At 36.5% G+C, this 16,006-nt stretch carries 14 protein-coding genes; 3 read left to right on the top strand and 11 right to left on the bottom strand.

The genetic code is table 11. From position 1 onward, the window contains the following. Nucleotides 1-129: 129 nt before the first annotated feature. The 4 genes from LKL37_RS06210 to LKL37_RS06195 form a co-directional block, all read right to left on the bottom strand. Nucleotides 130-525 (bottom strand): DoxX family protein, encoded by a 396-nt coding sequence (locus LKL37_RS06210; RefSeq protein WP_105702715.1) that lies wholly within the window; start codon nucleotides 523-525, stop codon nucleotides 130-132. Nucleotides 526-874: 349 nt separating this feature from the next. Beyond that, entirely contained in the window at nucleotides 875-1,387 is a 513-nt protein-coding gene (locus LKL37_RS06205; RefSeq protein WP_431609704.1) for a TlpA family protein disulfide reductase, read from the bottom strand. Next, entirely contained in the window at nucleotides 1,380-1,808 is a 429-nt protein-coding gene (locus LKL37_RS06200) for a rhodanese-like domain-containing protein (protein ID WP_431609703.1), read from the bottom strand. Before LKL37_RS06200 ends, LKL37_RS06205 begins: the two co-directional genes overlap by 8 nt. 82 nt (nucleotides 1,809-1,890) lie before the next feature. Beyond that, on the bottom strand, nucleotides 1,891-2,154 hold the full coding sequence (locus LKL37_RS06195; protein WP_431609702.1) for a hypothetical protein: 264 nt from the start codon (nucleotides 2,152-2,154) through the stop codon (nucleotides 1,891-1,893). 165 nt (nucleotides 2,155-2,319) lie between these two features. Between LKL37_RS06195 and LKL37_RS06190 the strand changes: the two genes are divergently transcribed. After that, nucleotides 2,320-3,978 (top strand): FAD-binding dehydrogenase, encoded by a 1,659-nt coding sequence (locus tag LKL37_RS06190; RefSeq protein WP_431609701.1) that lies wholly within the window; start codon nucleotides 2,320-2,322, stop codon nucleotides 3,976-3,978. A gap of 19 nt (nucleotides 3,979-3,997) precedes the next feature. After that, on the top strand, nucleotides 3,998-4,801 hold the full coding sequence (locus LKL37_RS06185; protein WP_431609700.1) for an SDR family oxidoreductase: 804 nt from the start codon (nucleotides 3,998-4,000) through the stop codon (nucleotides 4,799-4,801). 53 nt (nucleotides 4,802-4,854) lie between these two features. Here the strand turns inward: LKL37_RS06185 and LKL37_RS06180 are convergent, their stop codons facing one another. The 5 genes from LKL37_RS06180 to LKL37_RS06160 all read right to left on the bottom strand — a co-directional run bounded on the left by LKL37_RS06180 (nucleotide 4,855) and on the right by LKL37_RS06160 (nucleotide 10,617). Then, a complete protein-coding gene (locus LKL37_RS06180) occupies nucleotides 4,855-5,664 on the bottom strand; it encodes a phosphatase PAP2 family protein (protein ID WP_431609699.1) in 810 nt (269 codons plus the stop codon). A gap of 33 nt (nucleotides 5,665-5,697) precedes the next feature. Next, a complete protein-coding gene (locus tag LKL37_RS06175) occupies nucleotides 5,698-8,118 on the bottom strand; it encodes a TonB-dependent receptor domain-containing protein (protein WP_431609698.1) in 2,421 nt (806 codons plus the stop codon). Nucleotides 8,119-8,197: 79 nt separating this feature from the next. Further along, nucleotides 8,198-9,484, bottom strand: coding sequence for a sensor histidine kinase (locus LKL37_RS06170; protein ID WP_431609697.1), 1,287 nt, complete (start codon nucleotides 9,482-9,484; stop codon nucleotides 8,198-8,200). A 64-nt stretch (nucleotides 9,485-9,548) separates the two neighbouring features. Next, nucleotides 9,549-9,914, bottom strand: coding sequence for a four helix bundle protein (locus tag LKL37_RS06165; RefSeq protein ID WP_431609696.1), 366 nt, complete (start codon nucleotides 9,912-9,914; stop codon nucleotides 9,549-9,551). A gap of 28 nt (nucleotides 9,915-9,942) precedes the next feature. Further along, entirely contained in the window at nucleotides 9,943-10,617 is a 675-nt protein-coding gene (locus LKL37_RS06160) for a response regulator transcription factor (protein ID WP_431609695.1), read from the bottom strand. Nucleotides 10,618-10,790: 173 nt separating this feature from the next. Between LKL37_RS06160 and LKL37_RS06155 the strand changes: the two genes are divergently transcribed. Continuing rightward, nucleotides 10,791-12,638, top strand: coding sequence for a chloride channel protein (locus LKL37_RS06155; RefSeq protein ID WP_431609694.1), 1,848 nt, complete (start codon nucleotides 10,791-10,793; stop codon nucleotides 12,636-12,638). 164 nt (nucleotides 12,639-12,802) lie between these two features. Here the strand turns inward: LKL37_RS06155 and LKL37_RS06150 are convergent, their stop codons facing one another. Together LKL37_RS06150 and LKL37_RS06145 are read right to left on the bottom strand one after the other, a co-directional pair. Continuing rightward, a complete protein-coding gene (locus LKL37_RS06150) occupies nucleotides 12,803-13,747 on the bottom strand; it encodes an aldo/keto reductase (RefSeq protein WP_431609693.1) in 945 nt (314 codons plus the stop codon). A gap of 417 nt (nucleotides 13,748-14,164) precedes the next feature. Next, entirely contained in the window at nucleotides 14,165-15,973 is a 1,809-nt protein-coding gene (locus LKL37_RS06145) for a hypothetical protein (RefSeq protein WP_431609692.1), read from the bottom strand. Nucleotides 15,974-16,006: the final 33 nt, after the last annotated feature.

The following is a 16,006-nucleotide window of genomic DNA, read 5'->3' as shown; positions in this document are numbered from 1 at the left end:
TACAAAGTACCGGTTACTCAGTCAAATATAGAAATATAAGTCTAGCAAATGAACACAATGATCTACAAACTACTCGTTTTGATTCATGTTAAATAATAAAGATTGGTAAAGGAGATCATTGTTGGAGATCTAAGTATTCTTTTTATTCTTAAACTTTAAATATACTTCAGGATACATAAGATTAAAAAAACTGAAAATCAGCAAAACATTGTACTCAATTCCGTTGGTGCCGCCTCCTACCACAAACCATCCATTCTGCCAGTGAACGTAATAAATTCCAAAAGCAAAAATGAGAATATTACAAAATGCTACTGGTTTGATACATCTGTCAATCCACAGTAATGGTATTGAGAAAAGATGAGTCAGTTTTACGGCCCACGCTACATAAATCCCAATAGGACTGAATCCTAAACTGTTCAGGTAAATATTCCCAAAATTGTTCACATCTCCACTGAAAATAGAAATCACACTATGCATTAGTAATATTACTGAAAGGGCCAATCGAAGGTAAAAGTTCTTTATCATGCCAACAAAATTAGAAGACAAAAACAAGTACTCAGTATTTTGTATATCAACAACTTGGAAGCAGGGATAAAAGTTTCAGTATTAGGTTTTATTCTTGAACTGAATTTTAATAAGAAATTAAATATTTAATATATTTCAATATTTAGTGATTTAATAAAGATAATTTATTATATTTACATTAAGATCGGATACGATGATTGATTCCCTCATAATCATTAATCTGTATCTACAAAATAATATTAAATTATTATGACACGATTCTAATACACAAATGCTTCTATCTTTTTCAACCAAAAAGAGTGGTAAAACAATTTACCACTCTTTTTACATTGTATTGAGAAATTCTGTTCTACTTTTGAGTCAGTTTTTCCTTTATCAATTCTTCCAGCTCTTTACCATGAAGATTTTTAGCTAAAATAGTTCCCTGCCCGTCAATAATGACGTTAAAAGGTAGTTCATCAACTTCATAAAGTTTGGCTACAGGGCTTTTCCAGAATTTTAAATCACTGATCTGTATCCAGTTGATATGAAATCTGTCAATTGCTTTCTGCCAGCTTTCTTTATTTTTGTCTAAAGAAACGCCCAATATTTCAAACTGATTATTTTTTACCTGCTCTGAATAGGTATCATACATTGTTTTCAATTGAGGCTGTTCCTCTACACATGGAGCACACCACGTTGCCCAGAAATCAATCAGAACCAGTTTTCCTTTCAATGATGAAAGCGAAAATGAGGCTCCATCTGCTTTAGTCATGATAATTTCAGGCGCTTTTTTCCCTATTTCTATTTTGTTTTGTGCTGTAATATATCCTGAAAACAGTATTAAAAATAGTATGGTAAAACCGGTCTTCATATTAGTCATTTGTAGGATAGTTTTTATCTAACCAGTCTGTTTTAATATTTTTCGGAAGATTTAAAAGTTTCGCATTTTTGAAACCCATTTCCATCAGCAATGCAAAAGCAGGACGTATATTAGGACATTTTACAAAAGGACAGCATCCGCAGTAGATCACAATCTCTCTGTTCTTTGGAACATCTTTAAGATAAGTTCTCAGTTTTTCCAGATTTTCAGGCTCATGCGTTGGTCCAATATCAACAGAACCTTTGATAATTGCTTCAGGGCCTACCGAAATGATCACAAGATCTTTTACTTTATGCTTTTCAATTCTGGAAGCCAGTAACGCGGGATCCATCAGCTGGCTGTCTTTCCATGGATCCTGTTTTTGCTGTGCCTGACTGAAAACCGAGCAGACAAAGCAAGCAATGATAAACAAATACTTCATACTTCTATTTTTCACAAAGATAAAAATGTTTTGTAGAGTCTGCCTATAGAGAAACAGCTCTATTAAAGATATTTTACAGAAATCAGAATCTTTTTGGAGTAATATGAATCACATTAGAGGCACCGGGTTCTATGATAAGTTGAGTTCCTCCATCTCTTTCATTTTCCCTTCCTTGAATGGCTGATCCTGTAGCAAGGGTTAGTTTTCCCTGAAAAACAGGATGAGGAGGAACAAGTGAAATTTCAATGTCTTCTTCAAGCTGTATGATGATTGATTCAGCTTCAATGGGTTGCCTTGTTCCGTCTTTTGAAACAGCAAATGCCTGATATTTATGGATTGTATTCATTGCTTTTTTAATAAATTAATACTTTTGAAAGTAAAGATAAACAATACATATCGATGAATGAATTTCTTTTAGATTAAGTAATTTACTGGTATTGAATTATTTTATCCCTCTGAAGTGTAAATATTTAATACATTTATAGTAAGTATTATCATAAACATTTTAACAATGGAAGAAAGATTCCAGCCTGATGCAATCATCATCGGAACCGGACTGGCAGGACTTACTGCTGCCATGGAAATTACCAATACCGGAAAAAAAGTAATGCTTTTGGATCAGGAAACTGAACAGAATATTGGCGGACAGGCATTCTGGTCATTCGGGGGATTATTTCTGATTAACTCACCCCAGCAAAGGAGAATGGGAATTAAAGATTCTTATGAACTCGCATTGCAAGACTGGAAAGGAACAGCTGGTTTTGACCGTCCGGAAGACTATTGGCCCCGTCAATGGGCCGAAGCTTATCTCAAATTCGCTGCTGGTGAAAAATACGAATACATTTCCAAACTGGGAATCAAGCTGATGTTTATGGTAGGCTGGGCAGAGCGTGGAGATGGTTCGGCAACGGGTCATGGGAATTCTGTACCTCGCTTTCATGTCAGCTGGGGAACAGGTACGGGAGTTGTAAAACCTTTTGTAGAAAAAGCTTACAAAGCTCAGGAAAAAGGACTCCTTCAGATGAAATTCAGACATCGGGTAACTGAAATTATAACAGAAAACGGAAAGATAAAAGGTCTTAAAGGAGATATTCTGGAAAATGATACGAAGGAAAGAGGTGCTGAGACCAACAGAAATGTAATCTCAACATTTGAATATGCAGCCCAAAATATCATCATTGCTTCCGGAGGAATTGGAGCCAATCATGAGCTGGTAAGAAAAAACTGGCCGGAAAGATTGGGGAAAGCACCTGAAAATATGGTTTGCGGTGTCCCTGCTTACGTAGATGGCAAAATGATTGATATTGCAGAAAATGCAGGAGCTCATATCATTAATCCGGACAGAATGTGGCATTATACAGAAGGGCTGCAAAACTGGAATCCAATCTGGCCAAAACACGGAATCCGGATACTTCCGGGGCCTTCATCGCTATGGTTTGATGCAAAAGGTAAACGTCTCCCCGCTCCTTTCCTTCCGGGATTTGATACGTTGGGAACTTTACAGTATATCCAGGAAACAGGGTTTTCTTATTCCTGGTTTATCCTTACACAGAAAATTATCAAAAAAGAATTTGCCCTCTCGGGTTCAGAGCAAAATCCGGATATTACCAATAAAGACTATTCTCTTTTTCTGAAAAGAATTTTCAGTAAAAAAGCCCCCGGTCCTGTAGAAGCTTTTAAGGAACATGGAAAAGACTTTATCATATCCGATAATCTGGAAGATCTGATTAAAAGGATGAATGAACTGGCAGGAAATAACCTGTTGAAGTATGAAAACATAAAATCTCAGATTGAAGCCAGAGACAGAGAATTAGACAATAAATATTCAAAAGATACTCAGGTTAATTATATCCGGAATACCAGAAATTATTTAGGGGATAAACTAGGACGTGTTGCAGCTCCGCATAAGATTTTAGATCCTGAAAACGGACCTTTGATTGCTGTACGTCTTAATATTTTAACCCGCAAAACGTTGGGGGGAATAAAAACCAATCTGAATAGTCAGGTATTAAGAGATGATGACAGCATTATTGAAGGACTTTATGCAGCTGGAGAAGCTGCAGGGTTTGGTGGTGGCGGAATGCATGGCTACAGAGCTTTAGAAGGAACATTTTTAGGAGGCTGTATCTTTTCAGGAATGAAAGCCGGTAAATATATTGCCGGACTTTAAATTTAATAATGTATTGAATATGAGCAGTTATTTTGATCATAAAGTCATTTGGATCACAGGAGCATCATCAGGCATTGGAGAGGCTTTGGTAAAAGAGTTAGCAAAAAGCAGCAATGCAAAAATGATTCTTTCCTCCCGAAAAGAAGAACAGCTTCATTCGGTAGCTGAAAATGCTGGTTTGAGTGCAGATCGGTACACGGTAATTCCTTTGGATCTTAAAAATTATAGGGAAATGCCTGGCCTAGCAGCAAAAGCATCAGAACAGTTCGGAAAGATTGATATTCTGATTAATAATGCAGGATTGTCACAACGTTCATTAGCGATGGAAACGGATATTGAAGTGGATAAACAGCTGATAGATATTGATTATATCGGAACTGTTGCGCTTACAAAAGCTGTTGTGCCCTATATGATCAGAAATAAAGGAGGGCAGATTGCTGTTGTATCAAGTCTTATGGGAATATTCGGTGCTCCTATGAGAAGCGGATATGCCGGCGCCAAACATGCATTACATGGTTTTTTTGATGCATTGCGGGCAGAATTATTCAGTCAGAATATTAAAATCACGATCATTTGTCCGGGTTTTATACAGACTGATATTTCCATTAATGCTGTTACCGGAAACGGCTCGTTACAGGGGACAATGGATGATGCCACAAAGAATGGTATGCCTGTAGCTATTTTCGCAAAAAAGATGCTTCATGCCATTGAAAAACAGAGAAAACAAAAAGCGATAGGCGGTAAGGAAGTAATGGCCGTTTATCTCAAAAGATTCTTTCCAAATGTATTAGCCAAAATAATCCGTAAGGCCAAAGTGGTGTAAAGAAAAAGCACCATTCAATCATGAATAGTGCTTTAATAATGAAGAAATTGAGATTAAAAGGTTTTTACCAGCCCTATTCCTACAATTTTATTCTGATAGAACGGCATTACCATTGTAGAAGACAGCGAACTTTTAGTTTTATTTTTTCCACGTAATAAATTGTCAATTTTTGGAAACAGCCAGTAGGCCAGCTCTGTAGAAAGAATTCCGAATCCGGCTCCTGCCACAACGTCACCCAGCCAGTGCTTATCATTCAGCATTCTGTATACTCCGGTGAAAATCGCAAACGGATATCCGGAGATGCTGAGCCAAAAATTAGTGTCTTTATATTCCCGGAACATAAACTGTGCTGAAGAAAATGCTGTGGCGGCATGCCCTGAAGGAAAAGACAAGGTATTTGATTTATCCGGTCTTTCTTCTTTTACCAGGTATTTTAAAGGCATTGTAAAGGCTGCGGCAATCAGTTGTGAGGAAGCATAAATGATGGTACGGTCTCTCAGATTGTGTTTTCCCCTTATTCCCATTGCATTCAGCCCATATACCATTACTGCAGGAGCGTATTGGGTATAATTATCTAGTTTTATCTGTGTTGGCTGATGCTCATTGATTTCAACTTTTGTGGATACATTAAGCTGTTTCAGATTCTTGATGGAAAGACCTGCCACTCCATAGGCAATGAATGCAGTGGGAATGATCAGACTTTTATAGTTCAGTGTGCTTTTTTTAAGCTCTGTCGTGATCATACTGTCCTGTGCGGGCTTTTGAACTTTAACTGTATCATTGGTATTCTGAGCATTAATTCTACCTAATGTTAAACTCAAAATCATTATATAGACCAGTGTTTTTTGAAAGTGCTTTTTCATTCTAAATCACATTTAAAATTATCCGATTCTGTATTAAAATTTATAACTGTATCCCAAGCGAACTACCTGGGTTTCATAGTAATCATTGCTGGTATAGGCAAATCCGTTTCCTTGCACAGACTTCTTGATTACCATTGTATTGAGTAAATCTGTTGCATTTAAAAAGAGTTCACCCTTCCCTTTCTGAATAGCTTTTTTTACCCCTGCATCCATTGAGAATCTTGACTGTATTCTTCCCTGCGGAATAATATCCGGTGCCAGATAAACAAGGGTAAACTGTAAATCCAATCCTTTTGAGAAACGGAAAACGTTATTCATCTTAACATTCCCTGAGATAGCAGTCTGTCGGTCTGCAGAGAACGTATTGGGCTGAGGATACAGATTTTGTACGGTAAATGCATTGATCTGATTACGGTATATATTTCCGTTGACATTCAGAGAGTATATATCAGATACTTTTTGATTCCATATTGTTTCAAGCCCTGTGTTATAGCTTTTTCCTGCATTTTGGAAAATGGCATAAATAAGCGTACTGTCCGGAACAATACTGGAAATTCTGGTGATGGTTCCATTGGCAAAGCGGTGATACAGTGCAGAATATAAATATCCGCTATCCCAGTTGCGTTTATATCCAAGTTCAACGGAATTCGTAAACTGGGGGCGTAATGCAGGGTTTCCTACCTTAATAATTTCTGCATCATCATATTTTGGGAAAATCCTGATATCTACTTCATTGGGACGGTCTACCCTTCTGTTATAGAAAACAGAAAATTTATTACGGTCATCAAGCTTGTATGCAAGTCTGAAATTCGGGAATGGCTGGGTGTAATTGTATCCGTCACTTTTATAAGTTGGATGGTTAGGATTTACATCATATTGAATTCTTACATATTCAAGTCTAAGTCCCAATTCGGCTTCCCATTTTTCATTTTCAAAAACATAATTTCCATACACAGCAGGGATAAACTCTTTATAATCTGCCTTTCCACCTGCAGAAACATCCAAAACAGAATTTGCTCCCGGAATAAAATTCATATTGGTAGGAATACTTCTGCTTCTCAGCTTAATTCCTGTTTCAATTCGTCCATATTTTAAAGGTTTTACATAATCTACATTGAAATCATACACCTGCTCATCAGATAATAACTTAAAAGCATCAGTTCCGGTAGAAGATGGCAGGTAATTATCATAGAAATATTTTTCATCCTCTCTATGGAAAGTATAATTAAATCCTACATTCAGCACATGTCCGGCTTCTTTGAATTTGTGCTGATAAGAAGCTGTCCCCATTACGGTTGTTTTCAGTTCATCCTCCAGAAACTGCCAAAGACGCAGACGCTGAGACATATCCCCATTGAAAAACAGCTGATCTCCCCTGTCGATAATTTTCTCACTTCCGTACATTCCTGAAATGGTTAAGGTATTTTGAGGATCAATATTCCAGTCGATTCCGGCTTTGGTGGTGAAGAAATTGGTATTTCTGTTTCTTTTCAGCTGAGAATTGATCACTGTTCCGTTATCATAAGTACGTGTTACAAATTCATTCTTGTTAAGTGTTTCCGTATAAAGATTATCTGCCTGTAAGAATATATTGACTTTGTTTTTCCTGTAATTAACAGATAATGAAGGATTAATTTTAGGAGTAAGCGTATACTGCGGTCTTATCGTAGGAAGATTTTCCTTTCTTACCCAAAGCGAACCTAAGCCTGTGGTAAACCCCACTTTTCCGTTCCATCCGTTTTGCTTATTTTTTTTCATGATAATATTGATGATTCCGGCATTTCCATTGGCATCATATTTCGAGGAAGGATTGTTGATGATCTCAATTTTATCAATCGCGGAAGCTGGAATATTATCCAGTCCGGTCTGGCTTCCAAAACCTGTAAGAGCGGTCTGTTTACCATCAATCAGAACTGTTACTTTATCATTTCCTCTAAGCTGCACTTTGCTATCCTGTACGGTAATTCCTGGAAGATTCTGCATGCTTTGTAATACGGAACCACCACTTTGACTGATATTATCTGCTACAGAGTAGGTTTTCTTATCAAGACGACTGTCTATTTCATTCTTTTTGGAAGCCGTAATCGTAATGGCTTCTATTTTGGTTTCAGTTTCCTGGTGTGGAACCAGCTCAATTGTAGGGATTTCCAGAAATTCTGAAAGGCTTCCTATAAAAACAGGTTGTATTTGTGTATTGTATCCATTGAGCGAGGTTTCCAGAAGATAATGATCCGGTTTTATCCCCGTAAGAGAAAACCTGCCTTCTTCATTGGTAATTGTTCCCGCTGTAAAAGTGCTGTCTTTTTCTTTTTTTAAAATGATGTGAGCATATGGTAATGCTGTCTTGTCTTTACCGATAATTCTTCCTGAGGCTGTTACAGAAGCTGTCTGCGCAGAGACAAGAGAAGAAACCATTATGCAGGTCGGAAAAAATAACAGGGCTGTTTTATTCATTCTTCTAATCGTATTTATTTACAAAGGTGCAAACCGATTTAGAAGAAATTTAGAATTGCCGGAACCAGGGATTTTTTAATTATAATTTAACAGAGAAAACATGGTGTTGATTCTCAAACCTGTAACTGATTGTCCAATGATGAAACCTGCAGATTTCCTGTATAATAGAAAGGCCAAGCCCGCTTCCGCTGTTATCCGTTGAAAGCTTGGAGAATCTTTTGAATAACAAATTCGTGTCCAGCTTTTCAGTCCCGGAATTGGAAATTTCGAAAACAGAATGGGTAAGCTGTATGGAAATGCTGCTTCCAGGAGATGTATGGCGAATCGCATTGATAATAAGATTGTTGATTAATATTTCGGTTAGAATATTATTTCCGCTTACCTCTACTGCGGTCGAAATATGTTCTGTAACTGAAATATTTTTTTGTTCAAAATGCTCTTCGAGAATATCAATACTTTGATGAAGCAAATTATCAAACGAAATGATTTCTGAACTGTCGAACTGGTTGTTTTCAATTTTAGCAAGCAGCAAAAGGTTTTTATTGATACGGGAACTTCTTGTAAGCGCCCTGTTCATATCTTCTGCGATGCTGTATTGTTTTTCGGTGAGGTTCTGATCCTGAAGTAAAAGATCCAGTTTGTTTTTAATAATAGCAAGCGGAGTCTGTAATTCGTGAGAAGCATTTTCAGTGAACTCTTTCTGTGTTTTATAAGTAGACACATTGCGTTCAATAAGCTTGTAAAGAGACTGATTGAGTTCTTCAAATTCAGTAGTATCAGAAGCCGGAAATTCTATCGTATTCTGACTGTTAAGATTAAAAGTCTTCAGCTGATCCAATGTACTTCTGAATGGTTTCCAGATAGATGAAGAAAGCTTTCTGTTAAGATATAAAAGGCCGACAACAATCATCACAAAAAAGAAGATGGTAATCATGGCAATGACGGCTATGGTTTCATGAGATTCCTCAATATTGGTCTGTATGGTAAACAGATAAGGTTTGCCATGAATGTAAATTACTTTTTCAAGACATCTGTAACGCTCTTTTTTCTGTTCCGAAATAAAAGGAAGATGCTTTTCATAAGTATAAACACTGTCCCGCTTTACCTGACTGGGAGAAATTCTTTCAATATTGGTTTCTGGCTGGATGTGATTCCATAATTCAAGGCTTTTATCGAGCGCTTCTTCCGAAAGTTGCAACTGGTTGAATTCATACGCTGTTTTCTCTACAATAATCTGATTGTGCTCATCCAGCTCATTTTTCCAGATCGTATCCACCACAAAATAATACACAGGAATACTGATCATCAGTACAATAAGTACGTAGATAAGAAAGGGTTTGGTAGTTTTGGTAAGTAGAGGCTTCACAATAATGATGAATTATAAATTATGAGTTATGAATTCTTGTTTTCCTTCGAAAAACAGCAAAGTTTTAACTTCTGTTTTTATTTTTTGTTGTAATGATGATGCTTCGGATTATTTTTAATATTTCAGTGGCTTCATTGCTTATGCTTTCATATTCAGTAGATGATAAATAATTGGTATGAAATAAAAGCTCGATCCAATAAATAGATTCATCACATTCTTTTTGGGCAATAGCGAGTTTATGAATAAAATCTGCCTTACTTTCTGCATTCTGCGATTCTCTTATTAAGGCTCCCACTGCTGTTCCGCTTCTTAATAGTTGTTTACTCAGAACATATTCATTCTTAGCAGTTGAGAGATATTTATAAAGATTAATAATCCTTATTGCAAAACTAAAACTTTTATCTTTCAATACATTTTTCTTTTCACTCATAATTTATAATTCATCATTCATAATTACTCTAGCTTTCCCACTTATACCCCGTTCCGTATACTGTTTTAAGATAATGCCCGCATCCGGCGTCATACAGCTTTTTCTTAAGGTTTTTCACATGAGCATATACAAAATCATGATTATCTAGCATATCTGCAAAATCTCCGGAAAGATGTTCTGCCAGGGTACTTTTAGAGATGACTTTATTTTTGTTACCGATAAAATAAATTAAAAGATCAAATTCTTTCTTTGTCAGGGAAATTACTTCATCATTTACCGCTACTGTTTTGGCTAATAAATCGATCTGAAGTTCATTTTGTTTCACCACATTGGAACTACTGAACTGCTTTCTCCGGATAATAGAATATACCCTTGCCATAAGTTCAGAAAGGTGAAAAGGCTTGGTAAGATAATCGTCTGCACCCAGCTTCAGTCCTTCAATTTTATCATCAAGAGCATTTTTGGCGGAAATAATAATTACACCGTCCTGTTTTTGCTGTTTTTTTAATTCTTCCAAAATTGTAAGACCATTTCCGTCCGGAAGCATAATGTCCAGTAAAATACAGTCGTAGTCGAATGTTTCTATTTTACTCATGGCTTCACCGAATGTATCGGCATATTCGCAGAGGTAATTTTCTCCGGACAGATATTCGGAAATACTTTGAGCAAGAGCCGCTTCGTCTTCAATGATGAGAATTTTCATGTGATAAATCTATTACCAAATTTAGAAGAAATTTTGAATTTTAAATTAAAATATAAATTACAAAAATAGAAATGATAGAGCAAGTGTATAGCTCCAAAATGAGGTTTTTTGTGATATATTTCATAAATTTACGCTGCTTTATCAATCTGATGATAGTGTAAAATATTTCCAAGGTGAAAATTCACAACAAAAAAAAGTACCTTAACTTCCTTAAATTTAAAAGAGATTTCCAAAAATACGGACTAGAAAAAGCACGCAGTTATGAGCTTATTCTGCATTGGCTGAACAACAGGCTGAGCAGAAACCAATTTCTTGTTCTTTCCGGAATTCTGGTAGGCTGTACGGCGGGTCTTGCAGGAGTTATTCTGAAAACTCTGGTACACAATATTCATTATTTCATTACCAATAAAGTTCACTTTGAGTATCAGATATTATTTTATATTGTTTTTCCTTTTTTAGGAATTGTTCTCACTACGATGATCGTTCTGACAATATTTAAAGGTCAGGATCGTAAAGGGATTGGAGCCATTTTATATGAAATTGCACAGAACTCCAGTATTGTAGCGTCCGTTAAAATGTATTCTCAGGTAATACAAAGTGCTGTTACCGTAGGATTGGGAGGCTCAGCAGGATTGGAAAGTCCTATTGCCGTTACCGGAGCTGCCATTGGTTCCAACTATGCACAAACATACAGATTAAGCTACAAAGAACGTACTTTATTGCTGGCTGCTGGTGCTACAGCAGGGATTGCATCTGCTTTCAATGCTCCAATTGCCGGGATTATGTTTGCCTTTGAAATTCTTTTAACTGGAGTCGTCTTCACAGATTTTATTCCTTTAGTTGTGGCTGCGGTTTGCGGAAGTCTTTTGTCGAGGATTTTGCTTCAGGAAGATGTTCTTTTCAGATTTTATACCAGAGATCCATTCAACTATAAAAATGTTCCGTATTATCTTATTTTAGGAATTGTTACAGGGTTGTATGCCCGTTATTTTGTCATTATTTCTCAAAAAGTGGAGCATTTTATAAAAGGGCTTCAGCTTTCAAGAATGCGTAAAGCGATGTTCGGAGGAGCTGTCCTTTCTCTATTATGTGTTCTTTTTCCTCCTCTGTTTGGGGAAGGATATGAAACGGTAAAGGCTTTTACCAACGGAAATACCTACTCTATTATTGAAAACAGTTTTTTCAGATATTTTGAGATCGGTGACTGGACGATTATTATCTTCCTGGTTCTGGTATTGCTTTTAAAAGCATTTGCAACTTCATTTACTATATTCAGCGGCGGAAACGGAGGTAATTTTGCCCCTTCTCTTTTTGCCGGTGGAACTTTGGGATACTTATTTGCATTGGTTTGCCAGCATATTGGCTTTACAGACGTTCCGGTGACCAATCTTGTACTGGTTGGGATGGCAGGCGCCATGAGTGGTGTATTATATGCCCCGCTTACGGCTATATTTCTGATTGCAGAATCAAGTTTTGGTTATGATTTGTTTATCCCTCTGATGATTGTTTCCATAATCTCCTATCTTATTGCCAAATGGTTCTCTCCGATTTCTCCGGAATTAAAATCATTAGCCGATGAAGGGAAAATATTTACAAATAAGCATGATAAAAACCTCCTTTTTGCTTTAAGAACCGAAGATTTTATTGATAAATATTCCCAGACCATTAATGAAAACGCTTCTGTTACTGAACTGTTTGAAATGATAAAGAATGGTGATAAAAATATTTTTGCTGTTGTGGATGAAAACAAAAAACTAAAAGGAGTTCTTACTCTGGATGATATAAGACCTTATTTATTCAACAAAGAAATGGAAACTTCCCAGACGGTTACCCAGATTATGAAAGCTCCGCCAGCCGTTCTTCACCGCGAGAATAAACCATTGGATATTCTCCAGACCTTTGATGATACTGGAGTATGGAATCTTCCGGTAATAAATGACAACAATGACTTTATCGGGTTTATTTCAAAATCCTCAATATTAATGAGCTACAGACAGCTTCTGAAAGAATATTCCGATTAATAGTAAAAACCGAATATAACAACCGAAAACCTAAATTCCAATCCTTTGGAGGGGTGGCGAAAATTCAAAGAATTTTTGCCGGGGTGGTTAATATCGTCGAACCATAAAAAATCCGTTCAGTAATGAACGGATTTAATTTTAATCTATAATAAAGTTGAAAAAAACTAGTTGCTTGCGTTATTAAGCAATGCAATATCTTCCTGATCCAGAACAAGTTTTGGTGCATTGAACACCGTTTCAAGCTGAGAGGCACTGGTAGCACTTACAATCGGTGCTGTGATCAAAGGATTGGACAACAGCCATGCCAGAGAAACTGTTCCCTGAGTGGTATTGTGTTTTGCACTTACCTGATCCAGTGCTTTTAAGACTTCAAGTCCTTTTGGATTTAAATATTTTCTTACTCCTTCACCTCTTGCACTTTTTGCAAGATCTGCTTCATCACGGTATTTACCTGTTAAGAAGCCTGCTGCCAGAGACCAATACGGGAATACACTTAAATCAAACTGCTCTGCCAGCGGGGCATAATTTTGTTCAAAACCTTCTCTCTCCATTAAGTTGTAATGAGGCTGTAATGCAACATATTTAGGAAGGTTATTCTTTTCAGCAGCTTCAAAGGATGCTTTTAAACGTTCCGGAGATAAGTTGGAAGCCGCAATATAACGTACTTTTCCAGCTTTAATGATCTCATCATATGCTGCAAGTGTTTCCTCTACCGGAGTGGTATTGTCATCAAAATGAGTATAATAAAGATCAATATGATCCGTCTGAAGCCTCTGTAAAGACTCATCTACAGATTTTAGAATATGCTTTTTGCTGATATCATAACCGTGTTCTTTTGTTTCTGAACCCACTTTGGTTGCCAAAACAATATCATTTCGGTTAGCTCTGCTCTTCATCCACTTTCCGATGATCTCTTCAGACTGTCCTCCTTTTCCGTTTACCCACCATGAATAGGTATCTGCAGTATCTATAAAATTGAATCCTGCTTCTGTAAAGCGGTCCAGTATATCAAAAGACTGTTTCTCGTCCAGCGTCCATCCAAAAACATTTCCTCCAAAATTGATCGGCGCAATCGATAAATCGGTGTTTTTGATCTTTCTTTTTTCCATAAAAATAATTTACTAAGTGAGCTCTAAGGTAAGGAATATTAAGCCCGGAGAATATTCAAAATAGACATTCATGCTATAGTTATTATAAATGAAAATACTGATGTTTCCTCGTTTTTTTTGACTAAATATTTGTTGGAAAAGCGCAAAGGCGCAAATAAATTAAAAACTAACTGCTTTAAGACGCAAAGATTTTATCCCCGATAAAATTGAATACTGTTTATCTTATATCTCTCGCAAAAAATCTGTAAAAACTCTTAACACCTCGCTTGTTGAAAATCTTCGATTTTCTTGCGCCTTAAAGTAAACATTGTATAAAATAATACCTTGCGCCTTTGCGTTTTCCAACAAAAACAACTAAAAAAATAAAAACAGCTCCATTTGAAAGCTGTTTTTATTATCTATCAATTAAAAATACGGTTATTTTTCAACCTGTGGAACATCAATAGCAATAAGCTGAAGTTTGTATTCCTGTAATTGCAGGTTGATGGTTGATAAACCGTTGCTGAAGTATGATGATGCTTTAAAAAGCTCATGATAATATTCTATTCCTTCAAGAACATTTTTCTTGAAAGCATTCCATTTTTTGGTCTGCGAATGGGTAATCTGCACAGTAGATTCTGTAATTTCTTTTCTCAGATAATCCACATACATTTTCAATTCGTTGATGAACATATTCGGGCGTTGATTATCTGAAAGAACATTGTTGTTTCCGTAGATATGTTTTACCATATCTGAAAGAGAAACTTCTTTGTCAAAAAAGGCAATATTAGGTCCCGGACATATTACAACACCCTGTTTCTCACCTTTAATTTCAAGGTTTTGCTCCATGTATGCAGCATTCACAAGTCCTACGCAAAGACAGGCTTTATCAGTAATTTCTGATTTTCTTTTATCAAATTCCTTTTCAGTGAATACATCTTTATTTTCGTATAGTTCTTTCAGTTTGATATCCTGATACTTTTTAGATGCGGTACATGTTCCTTCCTGAGAAAACTCTTTGCTTAATGCCAGAAGTTTTTTGGGACACGAACTTCCGTATTTCCCTTTTGCTTCTTTTTCATACTTCAATGTTTCGTTGGAAGTTCCTTTTACGGTATTGAAAGGCACTCCCAATGGCGAAATATTACTCAGATAAAAATCCTGTTCTTTTGATTGTACAAGTAAATTTCGGGTTTCGGTATCTACAGAGGTTGCTTCCGGAACCAGTAAAAACGGGGAACCCCATCCTACACTGTCTACACTGTAATGAGCCAATAAAAATTCATGTTCTTCGGAAGTTCCTACTCCACCCTGAACGGTAATTTTCATTTCTAAAGGCTCAGAAACTGTGGGTTTTCCTTTTTGCTCTAAAGCAGCTGTCATTAAAGTATGAGCAGATTGTATCAGATCATTTTTTTTCTGCTTGAATTCTTCCATAATGGGTCCAAGAAGCATTCCTTCGGTTGCAAAAGCATGCCCTCCACAGTTCAATCCGGATTCTATTCGATATTCTGATACCCACAATCCTTTTTTTGCCAGAAAATTCCCCTGAATCATGGCAGAACGGAAATCGCTTACTTTAAGAATAATTTTCTTTTTGATCTTTCCGTTTTCATCCGGGAAAAAATCTTCGAACTCTTCCATATAGCTGTACAAACGAGGATTCATGCCTGCAGAAAGAACCATTGATGATGATAATTTACTTTTGGCAAATCCACGCAGTGAGGCATGGGCGTCGTTGTACATCACAGGAAGCTGTTCGTTATTTTGATAATTGTCTTTATCTACTTTCGTCATGATATTGACATCAATACTTCCCGGTTTTAGATTGGATTCAATGAAGTTTTTGATATTGGAACTCCATTCATCCTTTTGATTAATAAGATTCTGAAGGCTGTTTTTGAGATCTGAAGTATTGGGAAGCATGGCCATGAAGTCCTTCAAAGCCTCTTTATTTTTGCTGATTTCCTGTTTGAAAGATTCAAATTTCTCATTCACGATATCATCTACCATATCCAGATAAGCGGTAACTCTTTTTGCTCTGTAATCCTCTGTTTTTGTTGAAATTCCGAAATAATCAAGATTGAACTTTTTATTGTAAAAGTTCTTCATCTTTTCCAGGATTTCATCATCAATGATGGAGATCACAGAAGAAATTCCATATTGGGCAACTCGAATTGGGCTGTCTATGGTGTAAGCCAGTCCCATTACCGGAATATGGAAATTGTGCAAAGGTTTTTTTGTCATAAAGTTTTTGATAAAAGTTCTTTTATTATTCAT

This window comes from Chryseobacterium sp. 'Rf worker isolate 10' (assembly GCF_050753305.1).
Taxonomy (GTDB): domain Bacteria; phylum Bacteroidota; class Bacteroidia; order Flavobacteriales; family Weeksellaceae; genus Chryseobacterium.
The sequence above is the reverse complement of the archived record's forward strand: the minus strand, read 5'-3'. Positions and strand labels throughout refer to the sequence as shown.

Excerpts from the sequence above, each read along its gene's own strand:
- LKL37_RS06210 (WP_105702715.1), bottom strand. The coding sequence starts at position 525 with ATGATAAAGAACTTTTACCTTCGATTGGCCCTTTCAGTAATATTACTA.
- LKL37_RS06205 (WP_431609704.1), bottom strand. The coding sequence starts at position 1,387 with ATGACTAATATGAAGACCGGTTTTACCATACTATTTTTAATACTGTTT.
- LKL37_RS06200 (WP_431609703.1), bottom strand. The coding sequence starts at position 1,808 with ATGAAGTATTTGTTTATCATTGCTTGCTTTGTCTGCTCGGTTTTCAGT.
- LKL37_RS06195 (WP_431609702.1), bottom strand. The coding sequence starts at position 2,154 with ATGAATACAATCCATAAATATCAGGCATTTGCTGTTTCAAAAGACGGA.
- LKL37_RS06190 (WP_431609701.1), top strand. The coding sequence starts at position 2,320 with ATGGAAGAAAGATTCCAGCCTGATGCAATCATCATCGGAACCGGACTG.
- LKL37_RS06185 (WP_431609700.1), top strand. The coding sequence starts at position 3,998 with ATGAGCAGTTATTTTGATCATAAAGTCATTTGGATCACAGGAGCATCA.
- LKL37_RS06180 (WP_431609699.1), bottom strand. The coding sequence starts at position 5,664 with ATGAAAAAGCACTTTCAAAAAACACTGGTCTATATAATGATTTTGAGT.
- LKL37_RS06175 (WP_431609698.1), bottom strand. The coding sequence starts at position 8,118 with ATGAATAAAACAGCCCTGTTATTTTTTCCGACCTGCATAATGGTTTCT.
- LKL37_RS06165 (WP_431609696.1), bottom strand. The coding sequence starts at position 9,914 with ATGAGTGAAAAGAAAAATGTATTGAAAGATAAAAGTTTTAGTTTTGCA.
- LKL37_RS06160 (WP_431609695.1), bottom strand. The coding sequence starts at position 10,617 with ATGAAAATTCTCATCATTGAAGACGAAGCGGCTCTTGCTCAAAGTATT.
- LKL37_RS06150 (WP_431609693.1), bottom strand. The coding sequence starts at position 13,747 with ATGGAAAAAAGAAAGATCAAAAACACCGATTTATCGATTGCGCCGATC.
- LKL37_RS06145 (WP_431609692.1), bottom strand. The coding sequence starts at position 15,973 with ATGACAAAAAAACCTTTGCACAATTTCCATATTCCGGTAATGGGACTG.